17 protein-coding genes are annotated in these 19,135 nt (G+C 67.4%); 5 read left to right on the forward strand and 12 right to left on the reverse strand.

The features are described from left to right. Window positions 1–29 precede the first annotated feature (29 nt). Complete coding sequence (locus tag C2U58_RS10015) at window positions 30–1,136, forward strand: catalase family protein (protein WP_102945723.1); 1,107 nt, start codon at window positions 30–32, stop codon at window positions 1,134–1,136. Window positions 1,137–1,194: 58 nt separating this feature from the next. On the opposite strand, the gene C2U58_RS10020 is transcribed toward C2U58_RS10015, so the two are convergent. From C2U58_RS10020 to C2U58_RS10045, 6 genes are all read right to left on the reverse strand, one after another. After that, on the reverse strand, window positions 1,195–1,986 hold the full coding sequence (locus C2U58_RS10020; RefSeq protein ID WP_102945724.1) for an amidohydrolase family protein: 792 nt from the start codon (window positions 1,984–1,986) through the stop codon (window positions 1,195–1,197). Between the two features lie 30 nt (window positions 1,987–2,016). Further along, window positions 2,017–2,445, reverse strand: coding sequence for a hypothetical protein (locus C2U58_RS10025; protein ID WP_102945725.1), 429 nt, complete (start codon window positions 2,443–2,445; stop codon window positions 2,017–2,019). Between the two features lie 94 nt (window positions 2,446–2,539). After that, a complete protein-coding gene (locus C2U58_RS10030) occupies window positions 2,540–3,178 on the reverse strand; it encodes an inorganic diphosphatase (protein WP_102945726.1) in 639 nt (212 codons plus the stop codon). Next, window positions 3,175–4,554, reverse strand: a complete 1,380-nt coding sequence (locus tag C2U58_RS10035) for a metallophosphoesterase family protein (RefSeq protein WP_172448126.1) — start codon at window positions 4,552–4,554, stop codon at window positions 3,175–3,177. The genes C2U58_RS10030 and C2U58_RS10035 overlap by 4 nt, the downstream gene beginning before the upstream one ends. Further along, window positions 4,551–5,666, reverse strand: coding sequence for a phytase (locus C2U58_RS10040; RefSeq protein WP_102945903.1), 1,116 nt, complete (start codon window positions 5,664–5,666; stop codon window positions 4,551–4,553). Before C2U58_RS10040 ends, C2U58_RS10035 begins: the two co-directional genes overlap by 4 nt. Then, window positions 5,666–8,215 (reverse strand): TonB-dependent receptor, encoded by a 2,550-nt coding sequence (locus tag C2U58_RS10045; RefSeq protein ID WP_102945728.1) that lies wholly within the window; start codon window positions 8,213–8,215, stop codon window positions 5,666–5,668. The genes C2U58_RS10040 and C2U58_RS10045 overlap by 1 nt, the downstream gene beginning before the upstream one ends. A gap of 157 nt (window positions 8,216–8,372) precedes the next feature. On the opposite strand from C2U58_RS10045, the gene upp reads away from it, so the two are divergent. Then, window positions 8,373–9,008, forward strand: a complete 636-nt coding sequence (gene upp / locus C2U58_RS10050) for a uracil phosphoribosyltransferase (RefSeq protein ID WP_102945729.1) — start codon at window positions 8,373–8,375, stop codon at window positions 9,006–9,008. 38 nt (window positions 9,009–9,046) lie between these two features. Here upp and C2U58_RS10055 read toward each other — a convergent pair whose 3' ends face one another. The 6 genes from C2U58_RS10055 to rsmD form a co-directional block, all read right to left on the reverse strand. Next, complete coding sequence (locus C2U58_RS10055; protein WP_102945730.1) at window positions 9,047–9,934, reverse strand: MBL fold metallo-hydrolase; 888 nt, start codon at window positions 9,932–9,934, stop codon at window positions 9,047–9,049. A 523-nt stretch (window positions 9,935–10,457) separates the two neighbouring features. Beyond that, window positions 10,458–12,194, reverse strand: a complete 1,737-nt coding sequence (ggt, locus tag C2U58_RS10060; RefSeq protein WP_102945731.1) for a gamma-glutamyltransferase — start codon at window positions 12,192–12,194, stop codon at window positions 10,458–10,460. Next, the gene (locus C2U58_RS10065; protein ID WP_070209088.1) at window positions 12,191–12,472 is read right to left on the reverse strand and encodes a YfhL family 4Fe-4S dicluster ferredoxin; all 282 of its coding nucleotides are present in this window, start codon (window positions 12,470–12,472) and stop codon (window positions 12,191–12,193) included. Before C2U58_RS10065 ends, ggt begins: the two co-directional genes overlap by 4 nt. A 97-nt stretch (window positions 12,473–12,569) precedes the next feature. Then, complete coding sequence (locus tag C2U58_RS10070) at window positions 12,570–13,061, reverse strand: hypothetical protein (protein ID WP_102945732.1); 492 nt, start codon at window positions 13,059–13,061, stop codon at window positions 12,570–12,572. Between the two features lie 44 nt (window positions 13,062–13,105). Beyond that, window positions 13,106–13,615 (reverse strand): pantetheine-phosphate adenylyltransferase, encoded by a 510-nt coding sequence (gene coaD, locus C2U58_RS10075; protein ID WP_070209086.1) that lies wholly within the window; start codon window positions 13,613–13,615, stop codon window positions 13,106–13,108. 7 nt (window positions 13,616–13,622) lie between these two features. Further along, window positions 13,623–14,228 (reverse strand): 16S rRNA (guanine(966)-N(2))-methyltransferase RsmD, encoded by a 606-nt coding sequence (rsmD, locus tag C2U58_RS10080; RefSeq protein WP_102945733.1) that lies wholly within the window; start codon window positions 14,226–14,228, stop codon window positions 13,623–13,625. Between the two features lie 279 nt (window positions 14,229–14,507). Between rsmD and htpG the strand changes: the two genes are divergently transcribed. The 3 genes from htpG (at window position 14,508) to mutY (ending at window position 19,133) form a co-directional block, all read left to right on the forward strand. Further along, window positions 14,508–16,433: a molecular chaperone HtpG gene (gene htpG / locus C2U58_RS10085; RefSeq protein ID WP_102945734.1), complete on the forward strand. Its 1,926-nt coding sequence runs from the start codon at window positions 14,508–14,510 to the stop codon at window positions 16,431–16,433. Window positions 16,434–16,535: 102 nt separating this feature from the next. Further along, window positions 16,536–17,903, forward strand: a complete 1,368-nt coding sequence (ftsY, locus tag C2U58_RS10090) for a signal recognition particle-docking protein FtsY (RefSeq protein ID WP_102945735.1) — start codon at window positions 16,536–16,538, stop codon at window positions 17,901–17,903. Between the two features lie 120 nt (window positions 17,904–18,023). After that, window positions 18,024–19,133, forward strand: coding sequence for an A/G-specific adenine glycosylase (gene mutY, locus C2U58_RS10095; protein WP_343125471.1), 1,110 nt, complete (start codon window positions 18,024–18,026; stop codon window positions 19,131–19,133). The last annotated feature ends 2 nt before the right edge of the window (window positions 19,134–19,135 follow it).

Genomic DNA, 19,135 nt, shown 5'->3' on the forward strand with positions numbered 1-19,135 from the left:
CCTTCCTGCCTGATCCGGATGCCCATGCGATGACCCCTACCCTGCCTGCTGTTCCCTATTCCCCGGCCGTCGAGCACCGCGATGCGGATGAGGACGCCACCATTGCCGAGATGGTGAAAGTCTTCACGGATATGGCCCACACCGTGGCGGCGCAGGAAGGGCACGCGCATCGCGCCGTGCATGCCAAAGGGCACGCGCTGCTGCGTGGACGCTTCCGGGTACTGGATGGGCTGTCGCCCGAACTTGCGCAGGGCTTGTTCGCCGCGCCCGGCGAATTCGACGCGCTGGTGCGATTGTCGTCGCCGCCGGCCGAACAGCTGCCGGATACCGTATCCACCCCGCGTGCAATGGCGGTCAAGATCCTGGACGTGCCCGGCGCCCGCGTTGAAGGCGGCGACGAGCTGCGCAGCCAGGATTTCCTGATGGTCAATGGACCGGCATTCAACACGCCGGGCATCGGCGGCTTCCTTCGCTCGGCCAAGCTGCTGGCCGCCACCACCGAGCGCATGCCCCGGACCAAACAGGTGATCTCGGCAACGCTGCGCGGTACCGAGGCAGCGCTGGAAGCCGTTGGTGGACAGAGTGCGTCGTTGAAGGCGCTGGGCGGCGAGCCACAGCACCATCCGCTGGGGGAAACGTTCTTCACCCAGGTTCCGTTCCGCTATGGCGACTACATCGCGAAGTTCTCGTGGGTGCCGGTTTCGCCGGCGCTGGTGGCACTCACGGGGACGAAACTGGAATCGGAGCCAGACACGCAGCGCGATGCGATTTCCGCGTTCTTTGCAGCACCCGGCGCCGTTGCCGAATGGGAACTGCGCGTGCAGCTGTGCCGCGATCTGGAGAAGATGCCGATCGAAGATGCATCAGTAGTCTGGCCGGAAGACCTCAGCCCGTACCTGCCCGTGGGTCGGCTCGTGGTGGAAGCGCAGTCGTCCTGGAGCACCGATGCCGAAGCGACTGAAGATGCCCTCGCCTTTGCGCCATGGCACGCGTTGGCGGCGCACCAGCCATTGGGCAACCTCAACCGCGCGCGACGCGTGGTGATGGCGGCCTCGCGGGAATTCCGCTCGAGGTTCAACCGCTGCCCGATCCACGAGCCGACCAGCACCGCCGGGACGTCCGATACCCTGCGGTAGAGCGGGGCTCTGCCCCGCAGCATTTCGCGCCCTGCAGGCAGCCACGCAGGGCGTGGCTCTACCGGGGAGTGTAGATGATCCTGCCGTCGCGTACGGTCATCTGCACATCCGCGAAGGCTTCGGTGGACTGCTGTGGATCGCTGCCCAGCATTACCAGATCGGCGGCGTAACCTTCGGCCAGCCGTCCACGCTGGGTGGCGTCGCCGAACCGCGATGCGGGCGCGGTGGTCAGGCTGGTCAGGATCTGCCGCCAGTCGAGGCCGGCGGCGGTCATCAGCCGGTATTCCAGCCGGGTGTCGTAGACCTCGGTGTAGCCGGCGTCGGTGCCGAACAGCACCTGCCCGCCGCCGTCGGCCATCGCCTTCACCTGCTGCTGGGCATTGCCGACGAAACGCTTCACCACCTCGTCAGGCACGCCTTCCTGGCGCAGGTGGGCGTCGAACAGCGACAGCGTTGGGACCAGTGCCATGTGCTTCGCTCTCAGCCGCGCCACCAGTTCCGGGGACCACGTGCCTGCGTCCGGCGCGGTATGCGCCAGCACGTCCACGCCGCTGGCCTCGGCAACCTCGAGCCCGGCCATGTTGGTCGGATGCGCGAACGCCGGCTTGCCATGCGCGTGCGCGGCGGCCACGGCCGCGCTGGCGACGTCCACCCGCATCGGCAGTACCCCTTGCGGGCCGCCCACGATTGCACCGGTGAAGACCTTCACGCCGTCGGCGCCAGCATCCAGTTGGGCTTCGGCGCGTTGGCGCGCCTCTGCGGGCGTGGCGACTTCCGCGCTGATCGTGCGGGTCTGTGCCCACAGCTCGCGCACGTAGATCGGCGTTCCGTGCTCGGGGTAGAACGGCATGTCCACGGTCAGCAGGCGCGGTCCCTGGACCTAGCCTTTTGCCATGCGCGTGCGCAGCGCGCCGACATCGCCCGGCAGGGAACCGATGTCGAACAGCGTGGTGAAACCCCACTTTCCGAAGCGGTCGCGCAGTGCGTCCTGCAGCGCCTGCGGCGCCTGCGCGTCGGGCTGGTGGAACGGCGGGGACATCAGGTGCACATGGCTGTTCCAGAACCCGGCGGTCACGCTGCGGCCCTTGCCGTCGATGATGCGGGTCCCTTCCGGCACCTTCACCTTGCTGCGAGGGCCGACCGCAGTAATGCGTCCGTCACGGACCACCACCGTCCCATTGGTAATCGGGGCGGCGTCCGGTGAAGGAAACACCTGCGCGCCTACGATGGCAAAATCCTCTGCGACAGCGGGGCCAGCCAGCAGCAGCGCGGCAGCGAACACGACGGGTTTCAGCACGGTACGGGACATGCAGGCTCTCCTTGGCGTCTACCTCAAGGCTACTGCACTACGGGACCCGCAGAAGGGCCGTTAGTCAGGGTGCCGCCCGGCGTGCGTCCGTGGGTCAGTCGCCCTTGCCGCGCCGTTGCTGCGCATCGAAGCGCTGCATGGATTCGCGGATCAGCGCCTTTGCCTCTGCCGCGTTGCCCCAGCCATTGAGCTGCACCGGGTTCCGACCCTCGGGCAGGTCCTTGTAGACCCGGAAGAAGGCCTCGATGCGCTGGCGTTCGATCAGCGGCAGGTCCTGCAGGTCGCGGATGCTGGCGTAGGTGGGGTCGATCTTGTCGGTCGGCACGCCGATCACCTTCTCGTCGTGCTCGCCCTTGTCGACCATTTTGAGATACCCGATCGGTCGGAAGCGCACGATCACGCCGGGGTGCAGCGGCTCACGAGTGAGGACCAGGGCGTCGAGCGGGTCGTTGTCGCCGGCCAGGGTGCGCGGCATCGAACCGTAGTTGGCCGGGTACGCGACGGGCATCGACTGGAAGCGGTCGACGTGGACCAGGCCGTCCTCCTTGATCTCGTACTTGGTGAAGCTGCCGGCGGGGATCTCCACCGCCAGGTTGGCTTCTTCCGGCGCTTCCTTCGGTTGCGCAGCCAGGAACGGGTGCAGGACCGCGTTGCTGGCAACGCTGGCGCCGGTGAGCAGGAGCAGCGCGGCGGTGAGGGCGAGAAGCGGAAGGTGGCGATTCATCAGCATCATTCCCAGCATCGGTCGGCGCGACCCTTGAGGGTCTCGGTACGCGCGCAGTCGCGCGGGGCAATGCGGCCTTCGGTCAGCTCGGTCTTGCGCTTGCTGCCGTCGGCCGCGCGGGTCAGTTCAAAGCCGTCGTACAGGCGGCCGGTCACCGTGCGGGCTTCATAGCGCAGCTGCTGTGGATCGACCGTGAGTACCTGGAACAGCTGGGTATCCTCGCCGACCGGGGCCATGGTCGCGCGCGCCTCGTCCGACAGGCGGTACTGCTTGGGACCGGCCACGGTGACCACGTACTGCGGGGTGGCATCGCTGCCTTCGCCGCGACGGCCATAGGTATGGTCGTGGCCCTGCAGGACCAGGTCGACGTCGTGGCGACGCACCACCGGCAGCAGTACGTCGCGCAGCTCGGCATTCTCACGGCCTTCGCGCGGCGAGTAGAACGGCTGGTGCAGCAGCACGATGGTCCAGCGCTGGGTGTTGTCCGTGAGCACCTTGTCCAGCCACTGCGCCTGCGCCTTGGCCGTGCCCAGGTCGAGCGCGGACGTCCCATCGAGCACCACGATGCGCACGCCCTGATAGTCGAACCAGTAGGTGCTGGTGGAGGCGGCGTCCACGCCATTGCGCGGCAGTGCGAACGTCACCGGCCAGTGCTTGCCCAGTACGCGGCGTTCCTGCGGGGTGTCTTCAAATTCTTCGAAGTACTCATGGTTTCCGATCGCCGGCGCCACCATGCTTTCCTGCGGCAGCCAGCCGGCGGCGGCGAACCACTCGCCCCACTCGCTGTCGTCCTGTCCGTCGCCGCCGCTGACCAGGTCGCCGGCGAACAGCGAAAGCGTCGCGGTAGGGGCCGCCTTGATACCGGCGCGCAGCACGCGCGAGACGTGGCTCAGGTTCTTGTTCTGGGTGTCGCCGAAGTACAGCAGCGTCAGCGGCTTGTCTGCCGTCCCGGCCGTGCGCAGCTGGTTCCAGGCACTCCAGGTGCCGTTGCCCTGCACCCGCCACAGATACAGCGTGTCCGGCGCGAGGCCGGTCACGTCTGCACGGTGGTGGTTGGAGGCGCCCAGCTCGGTGGTGAGCGCGGTGGTCGTCGCGGTCACCCGGGTCACCTTGCCCACGTCCGGCGAGTCGCCGGCCACGACCCACTCCAGCACCGGTGACTTCACCGTGCCATCGGTGCGCCAGGCCACGCCGAAGCCGCGCGCGGCGTCCTGCGCCGGCGAGGCGACGATGCGGTCCGGGAAACCCGTAGCGGCGTAATGACGGTTACCCACCGGCACCTGCGTGTTGGGTTCCACCTGGGTCGCGGTTTTGGCCGATGCAGCCCCCGAACACAGCAGCAACGCCAAGCCCAGCGCCTTCACACAATCACGCACGGACATCAGTTTTCACACTCCAGCGGCAAGGACAGTTGCTTGGCCACGCTGGCCCAGTCGAAGGCGACCACACCCTGGTCGTCGTGCACCGCATACAGCGCGCCGTGTGGGAAGCGTGGCGACGCCGCCATGCTCATCCAGATGCCATCGGTGTTGGCCACCGTGTTGCCCTGGAACGCGCCCACATGCTTCAACGTGTGGCGGTCGAACAGATGGAACACGCTGCGCTGCTTGCCCTGCTCGGTGGTGATCCACCAGCCGTCCTTGCCGCAGGGGCGCAGCATCACGCCTTCGGCCTGTGCCTTGAAGGCGTCGCGGCCGAAGGTGGTGCCGGTGAATTTGCCTTCCAGCGTGTAGACCTTGAACTCGCTGGCGTAGCTTTCATCTTCCTCGGCGATCAGCAGGCGGTCGTTGGCCGGGTCGCCCCAGATCGATTCGACCACGCGCAGCGCGCCGGCTTCGCTGGTGTCGCCGATGCTGGACACCAGCTTCGCCTGCGCCTTGCCGTCCTGCACCTGCAACGCGTAACGACGCACGCGCTTGTCCAGTTCGGCCAGCGGCGGCAGCACGTCGTTGCCCTGCGCGTCTTCGCCGGCGTCGTAGGAGTCGGTGACGTACACGTCATAGCCATTGGCCAGTTTGTTGACCCACAGGCCGTACGGCTTGCGCAGGTCATCGGCGGCGAACACGCCCAGCGGGGTGAAGTCCGGCAGCTGCAGGACCTGCACGCGATGGTTGTCGCGCTCCACGATCAGCACCAGGTCATCGACCACGGCAATGCCGTTGGGCCGGACGAACTGGCCCGGCGCGGTGCCGGTGCTGCCCACGTCGCGCACGTGCGCGCCGGTCTGGCCGTCGTAGACCACCAGCTTGTCGGTGGCCTTGGCGGTGGCGATCAGCCACACCTGCCCGTCCGGCGTGGTCCAGCTGGCCGGCGAGTCGATGTTGTCGGCCGGGGTCATCGGGGTCAGGAAGGCCTCGGCCACGGTGGCCACGGCACGGTTGGTGGTGGTCGCCGTCGCGGCGTCCACCGCCGGTGCGGCCGGGGCCGGTGCCGCCGCGGGCTTGCAGCCGGCCAGCAGCGCCACGGCCAGCAGGCTGGCGACGGGAGCCGCGCGCATCACAGCGCCACCTTCAGGCCCAGTGCGTAGGTGCGGCCATACTCTTCGTTCTGCAGGGTGCGCGAACGCACGCCCTGGTAAAGCTCCAGCGGCTTGTCGAGCAGGTTCTGCGCTTCGAAATAGACGCTCACGTTGTCGGTGATCTTGTAGTCCAGGCTGAAGTCGAGCTGGGTGTTGGGTGCCACGAAGATATCGTAGGCGCCGCTGTCCCCGAGCGTATCCAGGTACTCGCTGCGGTACACCGCGGCCAGGCGGGTGCTGAACCCTTCCTTTTCATACCCCAGGTGCGCGCTGTACACGTGCTTCGAGGCGCGCGGCAGGGTGAAATCCTCGTCGGCACGCCCGTCCAGGCCCGGGTCGAAGTCGGTGTCGAGCCAGGTGCCGCTGGCGCCGACCAGCAGGCCGTCCCAGCCCGCCGGCAGGAAGCTCAGCTGCTGCTGCCAGTTGAATTCGGCGCCGTAGACCTTGGCGGTGTCGCCGTTGATCACGCGGGTGACTTCGAAGCCCGGGTACTCCGGGTCGCTGTCGCTGACGGTGTTGACGATGTAGCCGTCGATGCTCTTGTGGAACAGGCCCAGCGAGACGATGCCGGTGCTGCCGATGTAGTGCTCCAGCGACAGGTCCAGGTTCTTCGATTCGTACGGGTCCAGCTCGGGATTGCCGATCCGCACTTCCTCATCGCCGCGGTTGTAGCCGATGCGCGGTGCGATGTCGCCGAAGGACGGACGCGAGACGGTCTTGTTGGCGGCCGCGCGCAGCACCCAGTCGCTGCCGGCGTCATAGCGCAGGTGCAGGCCGGGCAGCACGTTGGTGTAGCTGCGGTCGGCAGTGAGCGGGGTAACGGTGTAGCTGCGGCCATTGGCGGCCACGTCCACCTGGTTGCCGGTCGCCTGGAACTGGGTGTTCTCCACGCGCACGCCGCCGATCACGCGCAGGTTGCCGATGTCCCACGTGCCCATGGCGTAGGTGGCGAAGATGTCTTCGCTGGCGGTGTAGTCCTCTTCCAGCGAGGTCATCGCGTTGGCACCGACGTCCTGCGGACGGGCGCTGTACTGGCTGCCGAACTGCGCCCAGTAGCGGCGCATCGCGTCCGAGCTCATGCCCTGGCCGAGGCTGCCGCCGCGGTGGTCGGGGCTGGAGGTGGTCCAGTCGGACAGGGCCACGTCCGGCCCGACCCGCAGTTCGCGCTCGTCGGTATCGACGTCGCGGTCGCGCCAGCGGCCGAGCAGGCCGAACTTGTAGCTGCTGTTGTCGCCGTCGAAGCGGATGTTGACCTGTGCGCTGTGTTCCTTGTCGTCCACGCGCTTGGGCGAGAGCACGAAGCGGTCGAAGTCGTAGTTGCCGTTGTCCATCCAGCTTGCATCGCTGAGCGTGTAGCGCGGGATGCCGCTGTTCTGGTCCACGGTGGCGGCCAGGTCGTCGCCGTTGTACTCGAAGCGCGCTTCCATTTCGTCGTTGACGCGCTCTTCGGTGCGGGTATAGCCGACCTTGTAGTCGAGCACCGCGTTGGTCAGGCGGTTCTCACCGCCCAGGCTCGCCGCGAAGGTGTTCTCTTCCTTGGTGCGGTAGCGCATGCGCTTCTGGATGGCATCAGCCGGCAGGTCATCGACCCGGAACTGGTTGTTGCCCAGTGCGGTGACCTCGCCGTCGCCGAAGTTGAAGATGGCGCGCTGGCGGGTTTCGGCATCGTCGAACTGGCTGTAGAGCGTGCGCAGGTAGTACTGGCTGTCTTCGCTGGGGCGCCAGTCGAAGTTGAGGTTGGCGCCGATGCGCTTGCGCTCGATCTCGTACTTGCGGTGCTGCAGGCTGGTGGCGAACAGATCGTCCTCGCTGCCGCCGTCGAACTCACCGTACTCGACTTCGGTGTTGTCGGACTCAAACTTGCGGTTCTGGTAGTTCACGCCCAGCGCCACGCCGAAGGTATCGGCGAACACTTCGCTGTAGTTGAACGCGGCCTTCGGGCTGGTGTGGCCGGACAGGTCCTGGTGGCTGGCTTCGATCTTGCCGCGCAGGCTGCGACCGTCGCGGTCGAAGGCCGACGCCGACTCGACCAGGATCGCGCCGCCGATGGCATCGCCGGGCATGTCCGGAGTGGGCGACTTGACCACGCGCAGGCGCTCGGTGGAGTCGGAGGGGATCACATCCAGCGGCGCGGCGCGGCTGGAGTCTTCCGGGGTACCGACCGAGACGCCGTCGATGCTGACGCTGTTGAGGTTGGCGTCCAGGCCGCGCACCACCACGAAGCGGCCTTCGCCCTGGTCGCGGGTGACGCTCACGCCCGGCAGGCGCTGCAGCGACTCGGCCACGTTCTTGTCGGGATAGACGCCCATGGAATCGGACGACACCGCGTCCTGGATCGCGTCGCTGCTGCGCTTGAGGTCGACGGCGCGGGTCTGCGATTCCAGCTGCGGACGGACTTCCACGCGGTCCAGTTCGGTGGCCGCCGCAGCGCCGGCGAGCTCCCCGCTCGCGGCGGCCACGGCGGGCGCGGTGGACAGGACGAGCAACGACAGGCGGATGGCCAGGCCCAGCGGCGATTTGTTCTGCACGAGATCCCCAACGGTGTAAAGATTGGGTCAGCACGGTATGTCCGCGAGGTTTCATGAACGTGACACCGGTGGTGATTTCGCGTCGCGGCAGTCGCCTCTGGCCGGGTACGGGGCGGCTGCGGCAAAATGGCGTCCTCCCCGTTTTGCTGGCATTCCCATGAAAATCGTCGAAGTTCGCCACCCGCTGGTGCAGCACAAGATCGGCCTGATGCGCGACGCGTCCCTGAGCACCAAGGACTTCCGCGAACTGGCCAACGAGCTGGGCGGCCTGCTCGCCTACGAGGCCACCGCCGACCTGGACACCGAAGCCCACACCCTTCCGGGCTGGGCCGGCCCGGTCACGGTGCAGCGCATCGCAGGCGCCAAGATCACCGTGGTGCCGATCCTGCGTGCGGGGCTGGGCATGCTGAGCGGCGTGCTGTCGCTGATCCCGGCGGCGCGGGTCAGCGTGGTCGGCCTGCAGCGCGACGAGGAAACCCTGCAGCCGGTGCCGTACTTCGAGCGGCTGACCGGCCGCCTGGAAGAGCGCGACGCGCTGATCCTTGACCCGATGCTGGCCACCGGCGGCACCCTGATCGCGACCATCGACATGCTCAAGCGTGCCGGCGCGCGGCGGATCAAGGGCATTTTCCTGGTGGCAGCCCCGGAAGGCATTGCTGCGGTGCAGGCGGCGCACCCGGACGTGGAGATCTTCACGGCGGCGATCGACGAGCGGCTCAATGAGCGCGGCTACATCCTGCCGGGGCTTGGCGATGCCGGCGACCGCATCTTCGGGACCCGCGTGGTCGGCTGAGGCCGGCGTCGATCCGGCATTGCGTGGGACACGCAATCTCAGGCCAACGCGCGCGCCTTCAACTCACCCTGTTCGTGGGCCGTTCCGAAACGGCCCTTCTCATCGCGGGTCACCTGGGCCAGCGCGACCTGCGGGTCGTGGGTAAAGAACAGATGCACGTTGCGAGCCAGCTTGTCTTCCAGGAAGCTGCGCTTTTCGTCGATCAGCAGCTCCGCGTTGCGGTCGTAGCCCATGGTGATCGGAACATGCACCCATGAGCGCCCGGGAATCAGGTCGGCGCAGAACACCACGCCCCCGCGCGGCTGGCCTTCGACCTGTTCGGGCCCGACGATCTCGGCCAGCATCAGCCCCGGCGTATGCCCGTCACTGAAACTGAAACGCACGCTCTCGCCGAGGGTGCGCGAATACGGCCCCTGCACGATCTCCAGCCGACCGCTGTCCTGCAGCAGCTGCGGCAACTCGGGAATGAAACTGGCGCGGTCACGCGGATGCGGGTGCAGCGCGCGCTCCCAATGTTCGGCACCGACCAGGAACGTGGCATTCGGGAACAGCAGCTCGGGCCCCCGTCCTTCGCTCCACGGCGCCAGCAGGCCACCGGCGTGATCGAAGTGCAGATGGCTCAGCACCACGACGTCGATATCTTCATGCTCGAAGCCGGCTTCGCGCAGCGACTCGATCAGCACATGGCTGGGTTCCTGCACGCCATAGCGATCACGCAGCTTAGGCTCGAAGAACGCACCAATGCCGGTCTCGAACAGCACCGTCTTGCCGGCCAGCGGACTGGCGAGCAACGCGCGGCAGGCCAGTTCGATCCGGTTGAGATCGTCGGGCGCCGCCCATTTTTCCCACACCGCGCGCGGCGCATTGCCGAACATCGCGCCGCCATCGAGCTTCTGTGAGTTACCGCGGATCGACCATAGTTTCATCGGTAAATTATCCGGCGGTCGGCGTTAATAAATCGCTATGCGCGGGCGTCGCTAGAGCCAGGGCCAGAGCAGCTTCTCCGTGGTACGTGCAGGGGCGGCCGCCGGGCAGCCCCGCTCCGGGACACGCCGCAAGTACGTCCATGTAGGCTGCTAGAAAACATCCATGTTTTCTAGCGTCCCTCCGGGGGCTACCCGGCGGCCGCCCCCATACATGGTCGTGTGCGGTGGGAAAAAGCAGCCGGGCAGAGCCCGGCGGTACGCGTTTGCCGTGGCCGCCGACAGACTGTCAAAGGGTCGACCGGGGTCGGTTTGCGGGGGACTCGGCGCCATGGATGGCGTCCGCGTAGCCCCCATGGATGGGTTTACGGCGACCCCGCAAACCGGCACCGGGCGGCCCAAGCCAGGGAAACCGCGCAAACGACGGCTGTTCGCCTGAATCCAACAACGAGCTGGGCAGAGCCCAGCTCTACCGGATCGCATGCAATCCAAGGAGCCGGCCGGCGGCCGGCACTACGCGTGGTGGTCAGTTCGTCTTGGAGATTGCACCGCTGCCTACCGGATTGCGCGGGTCGCTGCCGACGCTGAGGACATTGCTGCGGCGGTTCCATTCGACCGTCTGCAGGTTGCCCCAGACGTGGCTGGAGCCGCGGCCGCCTGCCGCGCTGTTGCCCGGCAGGTCGATCTTGTGGCCCATCGCCTGCAGCTGCTTGATCGTCGCCTCGTCGAACGCGTTGCTTTCCGCCTCGATCACGTCCGGCAGCCACTGGTGGTGGAAGCGCGGCAGCGCCGCCACCTGCTGCGCGTCCAGCCCGTCGTCATAGCCCAGCACCCCCAACAGCACCATCGTGATGATCCGACTGCCGCCCGGCGTGCCCAGCACCACTACCTTGTCAGCCGACTCCATGAACGTCGGCGTCATCGAACTCAGCATCCGCTTGCCCGGCTTCGGCGCATTCGCCGCGTAGCCCATCACCCCGAACGCATTCGGCGTGCCCGGCTTCAGCGCGAAATCGTCCATCTCATTGTTCAGCAGCACCCCCGTGCCCGACGGAATCAGGCCCGACCCGTACAACAGGTTCACCGTCTGCGTCGCCCCCACCCGGTTGCCCTCGCCATCGATGATCGAGAAATGCGTCGTCTCGTCATCTTCCAGCGGCGTCGGATTCCCCGACAGCAGATCGCTCGGCGTCGCCTTCTCCGGATGGATCGTCGCACGCAGACCCTGCGCGTAATCTCGGCTGGTCAGCACCTTCTGCGGAATCTGCACGAAGTCCGGGTCGCCCAGGAAGAACGTACGGTCACGGAACGCACGGCGCATCGACTCCACCACCAGGTGCGTCCGGTGCGCCGGATCCATCGACTTCAGGTCCCAGCCTTCCAGGATCTGCAGCATCGACGCCAGCGCGATCCCGCCCGACGACGGCGGCGACGCCGTGGTCACCTTCCAGTCCCGGTAATTGAACACGATCGGCTCGCGCTGCTTGACCCGGTAGCCCGCCAGCTCGTCCGCCGTCCACTTGCCACCGGCCTGCTTCACACCCGCCAGCAGCAGCTTGCCGGTCTGGCCCTTGTAGAAACCATCGAATCCGCCGGCCGCCAGCCGCTCCAGCGTCTGCGCCAGTTCCGGCTGCTTGAATACATCGCCCTCGGCAATCGGCTTGCCGTTGCGCAGGTACACCTCCCGCGTACCCGGGAAACGCTCCATCACCTCACGGCGCGACGCATAGCCCTTGGCCATGCGCGCATATACCGGGAAGCCCTCGCGCGCGATCCGGATCGCCGGTGCCAGCGAATCCTTCAGCGGCAGCGTGCCGTGCTTCGCAGACAGCTCCACCAGCGCCGCTGGCAGGCCCGGAATGCCGGCCGACCACGGCCCGTTCACCGAACGGTCGCGGTCCAGCTCGCCCTGCTTGTCCAGGAATGCTTCCGGCGTGGCCGCAGCAGGCGCCGTCTCGCGCGCGTCCAGCATCACGTCCTTGCCGGTCCGCGCATCGTGCAGCAGGAAGAACCCGCCACCGCCCAGCCCCGAACTGATCGGTTCCACCACCGCCAGCGTCGACGACACCGCCACCGCCGCATCGAACGCATTGCCGCCCTTGGCCAGGATCTCCATCCCCGCCTCCGTGGCGAGGTGATGGCCACTGGCGATCGCCGCGCCATCCGGGTGGGTGGCCAGCGGCGCCTTTGCAGGCTCAGCGGCCCAGAGCGCAGGGGTCCACAGCAGGACCAGCAACAACCAGCGACGCGACGGCTTTTTCATTCGGGGGAAGACTCCGCATACAGTTCGGGATGATCGCGCTGCAGCCCATGCAACTTGGCCAGCAACGCCTCCTGGGTTTCCGGAATGTCCGGATCGGGATCGATGCATTCCACCGGGCACACGACCACGCATTGCGGTTCGTCGAAATGCCCCACGCATTCGGTGCAGCGTGCAGGGTCGATCACGTAGATGGTTTCACCCATCGAAATGGCCTGGTTGGGACAGGCCGGCTCGCATACGTCGCAGTTGACGCAGAGCTCATTGATTTTCAGCGACATGGCGTTACTCCACGCCAGTGCCGGCAAAGGGAAAGCGGCGCCCCCTCGCAGGGACGCCGCCCGGGCCGCGCACAGGGCGCGGCCGCCATGGCACGGCTTACTTGGCTTCTACGAAGATGTACTCGGCGCCGGTCGGCTGCACGATCGACTGCACGCGGGCGTTGTCAGCGGCCTGGCCGATGAACACCACGCGCACACCCTTCATCGAGTCGGCGGACACGTCCTTGAACACGGACTGGATCATGTCGGCCATCTTGCCCGAGGCAGACGAACCGAAGGCCAGCATGTTGCCCGGCTGCACGCCACGGGCGACCGCAGCGGTGGCGCTTTCGACCTGGCGGTCATACTTGGCCTGGAACTCCGGATCCGATTCCGGCGCCAGGTAGTACAGGAACGGGCTGTTGGTGATGTTGCCCATGTTCTGCACGGCCACGGCCTGCAGGTACTTCTTCCAGCCCGCATCATCGTCCTTGGACGGGGCGACCAGCGCCTGCTGGGCTTCGGCGACCGGCGCGGCTTCTTCCTTCTTGCAGGCGGTGAAAGCCAGCGCGAACGACGCGATCAACATGGCACGCATGGTGTTGTTCATGGAGTCTCCCTCTTGGTGATTCTTGGTATGTGTAGGTCTTGGGGTTACGACGGGCCCGACTTCGCTTCGCGGACCTTGCGCAGCGCCTCGAGTACCGAGGCCGGCACGAAGCCGGACACGTCACCACCAAGGCGGGCGATCTCGCGGACCAGCGAGGACGAAATGAAGCTGTGCTGCTCGGCCGGGGTCAGGAACAGCGTCTCGACCTCCGGGATCAGGTGGCGGTTCATGCTCGCCATCTGGAACTCGTATTCAAAATCGGACACCGCGCGCAGCCCGCGCAGCAGCACCCCACCCTGCTCGGAGCGCACGAAATGCGCCAGCAGGGTGTCGAATCCGCGCACTTCCACGTTGCGGTGGTGGGCCAGCGCGTCCCGCGCCAGCGACACCCGCAGCTCCAGCGGCAGCGAAGGCCCCTTCGAAGGGCTCTGCGCCACGCCCACCACCAGCTTCTCGAACAACGGCGCGGCCCGGTTCACCAGGTCGATGTGACCGTTGGTGATCGGATCGAAGGTGCCCGGGTATACGGCGATGCGGCGATTGGCTACGGTCATGCGGACGCTACGCGTTCTGATCTGGTGAAAGTGTAACAGTGGCGCGGCGGTACAGGGCAAAGCCGACCTCGCGGGTGCCCCCCTCCCGGTGCAGCAGCCAGCCCGGCGGCAGGCGCAGGGTCTGCCCGGCCGGCGACTCCAGGTACAGCCAGGCATCGGCCGCCAGGTGCGGCCCCAGCCCGGCCAGGACGCTGTCCCACAAGCCATCGGCGAACGGCGGGTCGATGAACACGATGTCGGCCAGCCCCGACGGTCGTTGCGCCAGCCAGTGCAGCGCATCGGCCTGGACCACCTCGACCTGGGCCTGGGCGCCCAGCCTGGCCACGGACTCCCGCAGCTGCCGGGCCAGCCCGGCATCGCGCTCCACCAGGGTCGCCTGCGTCGCGCCGCGCGACACCGCCTCCAGCCCCAACGCCCCGCTGCCGGCGAACAGATCCAACACCCGGGCCCCGCCCAGGCGCGGCGTCAGCCAGTTGAACAGGGTCTCGCGAACCCGGTCACTGCTGGGTCGCAGGCCCGCCACCAGCGGCACCGGCAGTTTGGTATTACGCCATTTGCCGCCAATGATGCGGACCTGGCCGATGGGGGCAGCTGCGGAAGAGCGTGATTTCATATGTGAAGGATACCGCGCCGGCGTTGCCTTTCATTCCGGACCCGACCATCCATCGGGGGAGGCCGCCGGGTAGCCCCCGGAGGGACGCTCCAAAACATGGATGTTTTGGCGCAGCCTACATGGACGTACTTGCGGCGTGTCCCGGAGCGGGGCTGCCCGGCGGCCTCCCCAGCACGTAGAAAATGAAACGCCGCCGCCTTGAAATTGGGACAATCGACCCCTACCCCTTGAGCCAGCCGCCGCGCACCGCGCGCCACCGCATTCAAGGAGCACCGTCGCATGACCGAGCAGACCCACAAAGAGACCCTGGGCTTCCAGACCGAGGTCAAGCAGCTGCTGCAGCTGATGATCCACTCGCTGTACTCCAACAAGGAAATCTTCCTTCGCGAGCTGATCTCCAATGCCGCCGACGCCGCCGACAAGCTGCGCTTCGAAGCGCTGACCCAGCCGGAACTGCTGGAGGCAGCCGGGCAGAGCCCGGCTCCACCCGGCGGCGGTGAACTGCGCATCCAGGTCAGCGTCGATCCGCAGGCGCATACCGTGACCATCGACGACAACGGCATCGGCATGAGCCGCGACGAAGCCATTGCCCACCTCGGCACCATCGCCAAGTCCGGCACCGGCGACTTCCTGCGCCAACTCTCCGGCGACCAGAAGAAGGACTCCCAGCTGATCGGCCAGTTCGGCGTCGGCTTCTACAGCGCCTTCATCGTCGCCGACCAGGTCGACGTCTACTCCCGCCGTGCCGGCTTGCCGGCCAGCGAGGGCGTGCACTGGTCCTCGCGCGGCGAAGGCGAATTCGACGTGGAAACCGTCGACAAGCCCGAGCGCGGCACCCGCATCGTGCTGCACCTGAAGGACGACCAGCAGGACTTCGCCGATGCCTGGCGCCTGCGCAGCATCATCAAGAAGTACTCCGACCATATCGGCCTGCCGATCCAGATGGTCAAGGAACACCATGGCGACGACGCCCCGGCCGAGGTCGAATGGGAAACCGTCAACCGCGCCAGCGCACTGTGGACCCGCCCGCGCAGCGAGATCACCGACGCCGAATACCAGGAGTTCTACAAGCACGCCGCGCACGACCACCAGGACCCGCTGGCCTGGAGCCACAACAAGGTCGAAGGCAAGCTCGAGTACACCTCGCTGCTGTACGTGCCCGGCCACGCCCCGTTCGACCTGTACCACCGCGACGCGCCCAAGGGCCTGAAGCTGTACGTGCAGCGCGTGTTCGTGATGGACCAGGCCGAGCAGTTCCTGCCGCTGTACCTGCGCTTCATCAAGGGCGTGGTCGATTCCAACGACCTCTCGCTGAACGTCTCCCGCGAAATCCTGCAGTCCGGCCCGGTCATCGACTCGATGAAGTCCGCGCTGACCAAGCGTTCGCTGGACATGCTGGAGAAGCTGGCCACCGACAAGCCCGAGGTCTACGCCGGCTTCTGGAAGCAGTTCGGCCAGGTGCTCAAGGAAGGTCCCGCCGAAGACTTCAACAACCGCGAGAAGATCGCCGGCCTGCTGCGCTTCGCCTCCACCCATGACGCCAGCGGCGAGCAGAGCGTATCGCTGGCCGACTACCTGGGCCGCATGATCGAAGGCCAGGACAAGATCTACTTCCTGACCGGCGACAGCCATACCCAGGTCAAGGACAGCCCGCACCTGGAAGTGTTCCGCAAGAAGGGCATCGAGGTGCTGCTGCTGACCGACCGCATCGACGAATGGCTGATGGGCTACCTGACCGAGTTCGACGGCAAGTCGTTCGTCGACGTCGCCCGCGGCGACCTCGACCTGGGCGCGCTGGAAAGCGCCGAGGACAAGCAGGCCCAGGAAGAAGCGGCCAAGGAAAAGCAGGGCTTGGTCGAGCGCCTCAAGACCGCGCTGGGCGACGAGGTGGCCGACGTGCGCGTCTCGCATCGCCTGACCGACTCGCCGGCGATCCTGGCCATCGGCGAACAGGACCTGGGCCTGCAGATGCGCCAGATCCTCGAAGCCAGCGGCCAGAGGGTGCCCGACAGCAAGCCCGTGTTCGAGTTCAACCCGGGCCACCCGCTGATCGGCAAGCTCGACCAGGAAGCCGACGCCGGCCGCTTCGGCGACCTGAGCCGGGTGCTGTTCGACCAGGCCGCGCTGGCGGCAGGCGACACCCTGAAGGACCCGGCCGCCTATGTGCGCCGGCTCAACAAGCTGCTGCTGGAACTGTCAGCCTGACGCTGCGGGCCGGCCCCACCCGGGGCCGGCCAAGTGGTCACTGCACGCGGGCCCAACGGGCCCGGGTGCTAGCATATCCCCCTGATTTCAGCGCCGATTCCCATGCTCAGTTTCTTCCGTCGCAAAAAGCCCCAGGACGCTCCGCAGGACGCGCCCAAGACCCAGCACTACACGGCTGAAGAGCTCGCCGCCGCGTTCCCGCAGGCCGACCACGCCCCGGTTGCCGAAGACACCTCGGCTCCGGTCGGCCGGGCAGAGCCCGGCGCTACACCGGTCGCGCGTGCCGATGCGGCCGTTGCACCGGCCGCATCGCCGCACGTCGTGTCCGAAGCGCCCGCCGTCCCCGCGGCGCCGCTGGCTGCACCGCCGTCGACCGCGGTTCCGGTTCCGCCGTCGGCCTCGATTCCTTCTCCGCCGTCGCCCGTAGAGCCGGGCTCTGCCCGGCTGCTCGCGGACCCTGCTCCGGTTCTGGTCACCACCGAAATCGTGCAGGAAGCGGCCCAGCCACTGGCCTCACCCGCCGCCATCGACGAGGCCGCCCCGGCCGCCCCCGGCAAGACCGGCTGGCGCGATCGCCTGCGCAACAGCGTCATCGCGCGCAGCTTCGGCGGCCTGTTCTCGCGCAATCCCAAGCTCGACGACGACCTGCTCGACGAACTTGAAACCGCGTTGATCACCGCCGACGTCGGCGTGGGCGCCACCACCGCGCTGGTCGAAAACCTGCGCAAACGCATGAAGGCGCGCGAGTTCGCCGATGCCCCGGCCCTGCTCAAGGCGCTGCGCGCCGAGCTGATCGCGATCCTGCAGCCGGTCGCCAAGCCGCTGGTCATCGACCGCACCGCCAAGCCGTTCGTGATCCTCACCGTCGGCGTCAACGGCGTCGGCAAGACCACCACCATCGGCAAGCTGGCCAAGCGCTTCAAGGACGACGGCCACAGCCTGATGCTGGCCGCCGGCGATACCTTCCGTGCCGCCGCCGTGGCCCAGCTGCAGGCTTGGGGCGAACGCAACGGCGTGGCCGTGGTCGCCCAGGGCCAGAATGCCGACGCCGCCTCGGTGGCGTTCGACGCGCTGCAGGCCGGCAAGGCCCGTGGCACCGACGTGCTGATCGCCGACACCGCCGGCCGCCTGCACACCCAGGGCGGGCTGATGAACGAACTGGGCAAGATCCGCCGCGTGCTCGGCAAGATCGACCCCAACGCGCCGCACGAAGTGCTGATGGTCATCGACGGCACCACCGGCCAGAACGCGCTGTCGCAGCTGCGCCAGTTCCATGCTGCGGTGAACGTGACCGGCCTGGTGGTGACCAAGCTCGACGGCACCGCCAAGGGCGGCGTGGTGTTCGCCCTGGCGCGTGAGTTCGGCATTCCGATCCGCTTTGCCGGCATCGGCGAGCGCCCGGAAGACCTGCGCGTGTTCGATCCCGAAGCCTTCGTCGATGCATTGCTGCCGGAAGCGCTGGGTGGCTGATGCACCGCGCGGACACGCATGGCGTGTCCCTACGCGAGGCCATTCCAGTATGGCCACGGCTGCCGGTACCCCGCGTAGCGACACGCCATGCGTGTCCCACGGAACCCTGGCCGCACGTCCATGACAACGGATGCCTTCGTAGAACGCCTGCTCCCCTGGTTCGACAACCACGGCCGGCACGACCTGCCCTGGCAGCACCCGCGCTCGCCCTACCGGGTCTGGCTCTCCGAAATCATGCTGCAGCAGACCCAGGTCGCGACGGTCATTCCGTACTTCCTGAAATTCCTGCAGGTCTTCCCCACCCTGCCCGACCTGGCCGCCGCCAGCAATGATGCGGTGATGGCGCAATGGGCCGGCCTCGGCTACTACGCCCGCGCGCGCAACCTGCACGCGGCCGCGAAACGCTGCGTCGAACAGCACGGCGGTGAGCTGCCGCGCGACGTCGACGCGCTGCACGCGCTGCCCGGCATCGGCCGCAGCACCGCCGGCGCGATCCTCAGCCAGGCCTGGAACGACCGGTTCGCGATCCTCGACGGCAACGTCAAGCGCGTGATGAGCCGCTACCACGGTATTGAGGGGTTCCCCGGCCTGCCGGCGGTGGAAAAAGTACTGTGGGCGCTCGCCCAGACGCATGTAGAAGCGGTGCCCGCCGGTCGCCTTGCCGACTACACCCAGGCGCAGATGGACCTTGGCGCCACGGTGTGCACGCGGGCGAAGCCGGCCTGCGTGATCTGTCCGCTGCAGCAGGACTGCGTGGCTCGCCGCGAGGGCCGCAGCGACCAGCTGCCCACCCCGAAACCGACCAAGGCCCTGCCCGAACGCGAGGCGGTCGCGCTGCTGCTGCGCGATGCGCAGGGCCGCGTACTGCTGCAGAAGCGCCCCGACACCGGCATCTGGGCGCAGCTGTGGACCCTGCCCCAGGCCGACAGCGGCAGCGCCCTGCAGGACTGGTTCGACGTGCACGTACGCGGTTCGCTGGAAGATGCCGAGGAACTGCCGGTACTGCAGCACACCTTCAGCCACTACCGCCTGCACCTGCAGATTCTGGCGCGACGCGTTGAAGGCCTGCGCGCGGATGACCCTGCAATGCGCTGGGTCGCCGACAACGAGCTGCCCGCTCTGGGGCTGCCTGCACCGATCCGCAAGCTGCTGGAATCCGGCAGCATTCCGCCCGCGCCCGCTGCGCGACGTAAACTACGCGCTGGAGCGCCCTTGAAGAACATCGAGTAAGC

Source organism: Stenotrophomonas sp. VV52, from assembly GCF_002893095.1.
In the GTDB taxonomy this organism is placed as follows: domain Bacteria; phylum Pseudomonadota; class Gammaproteobacteria; order Xanthomonadales; family Xanthomonadaceae; genus Stenotrophomonas; species Stenotrophomonas aracearum.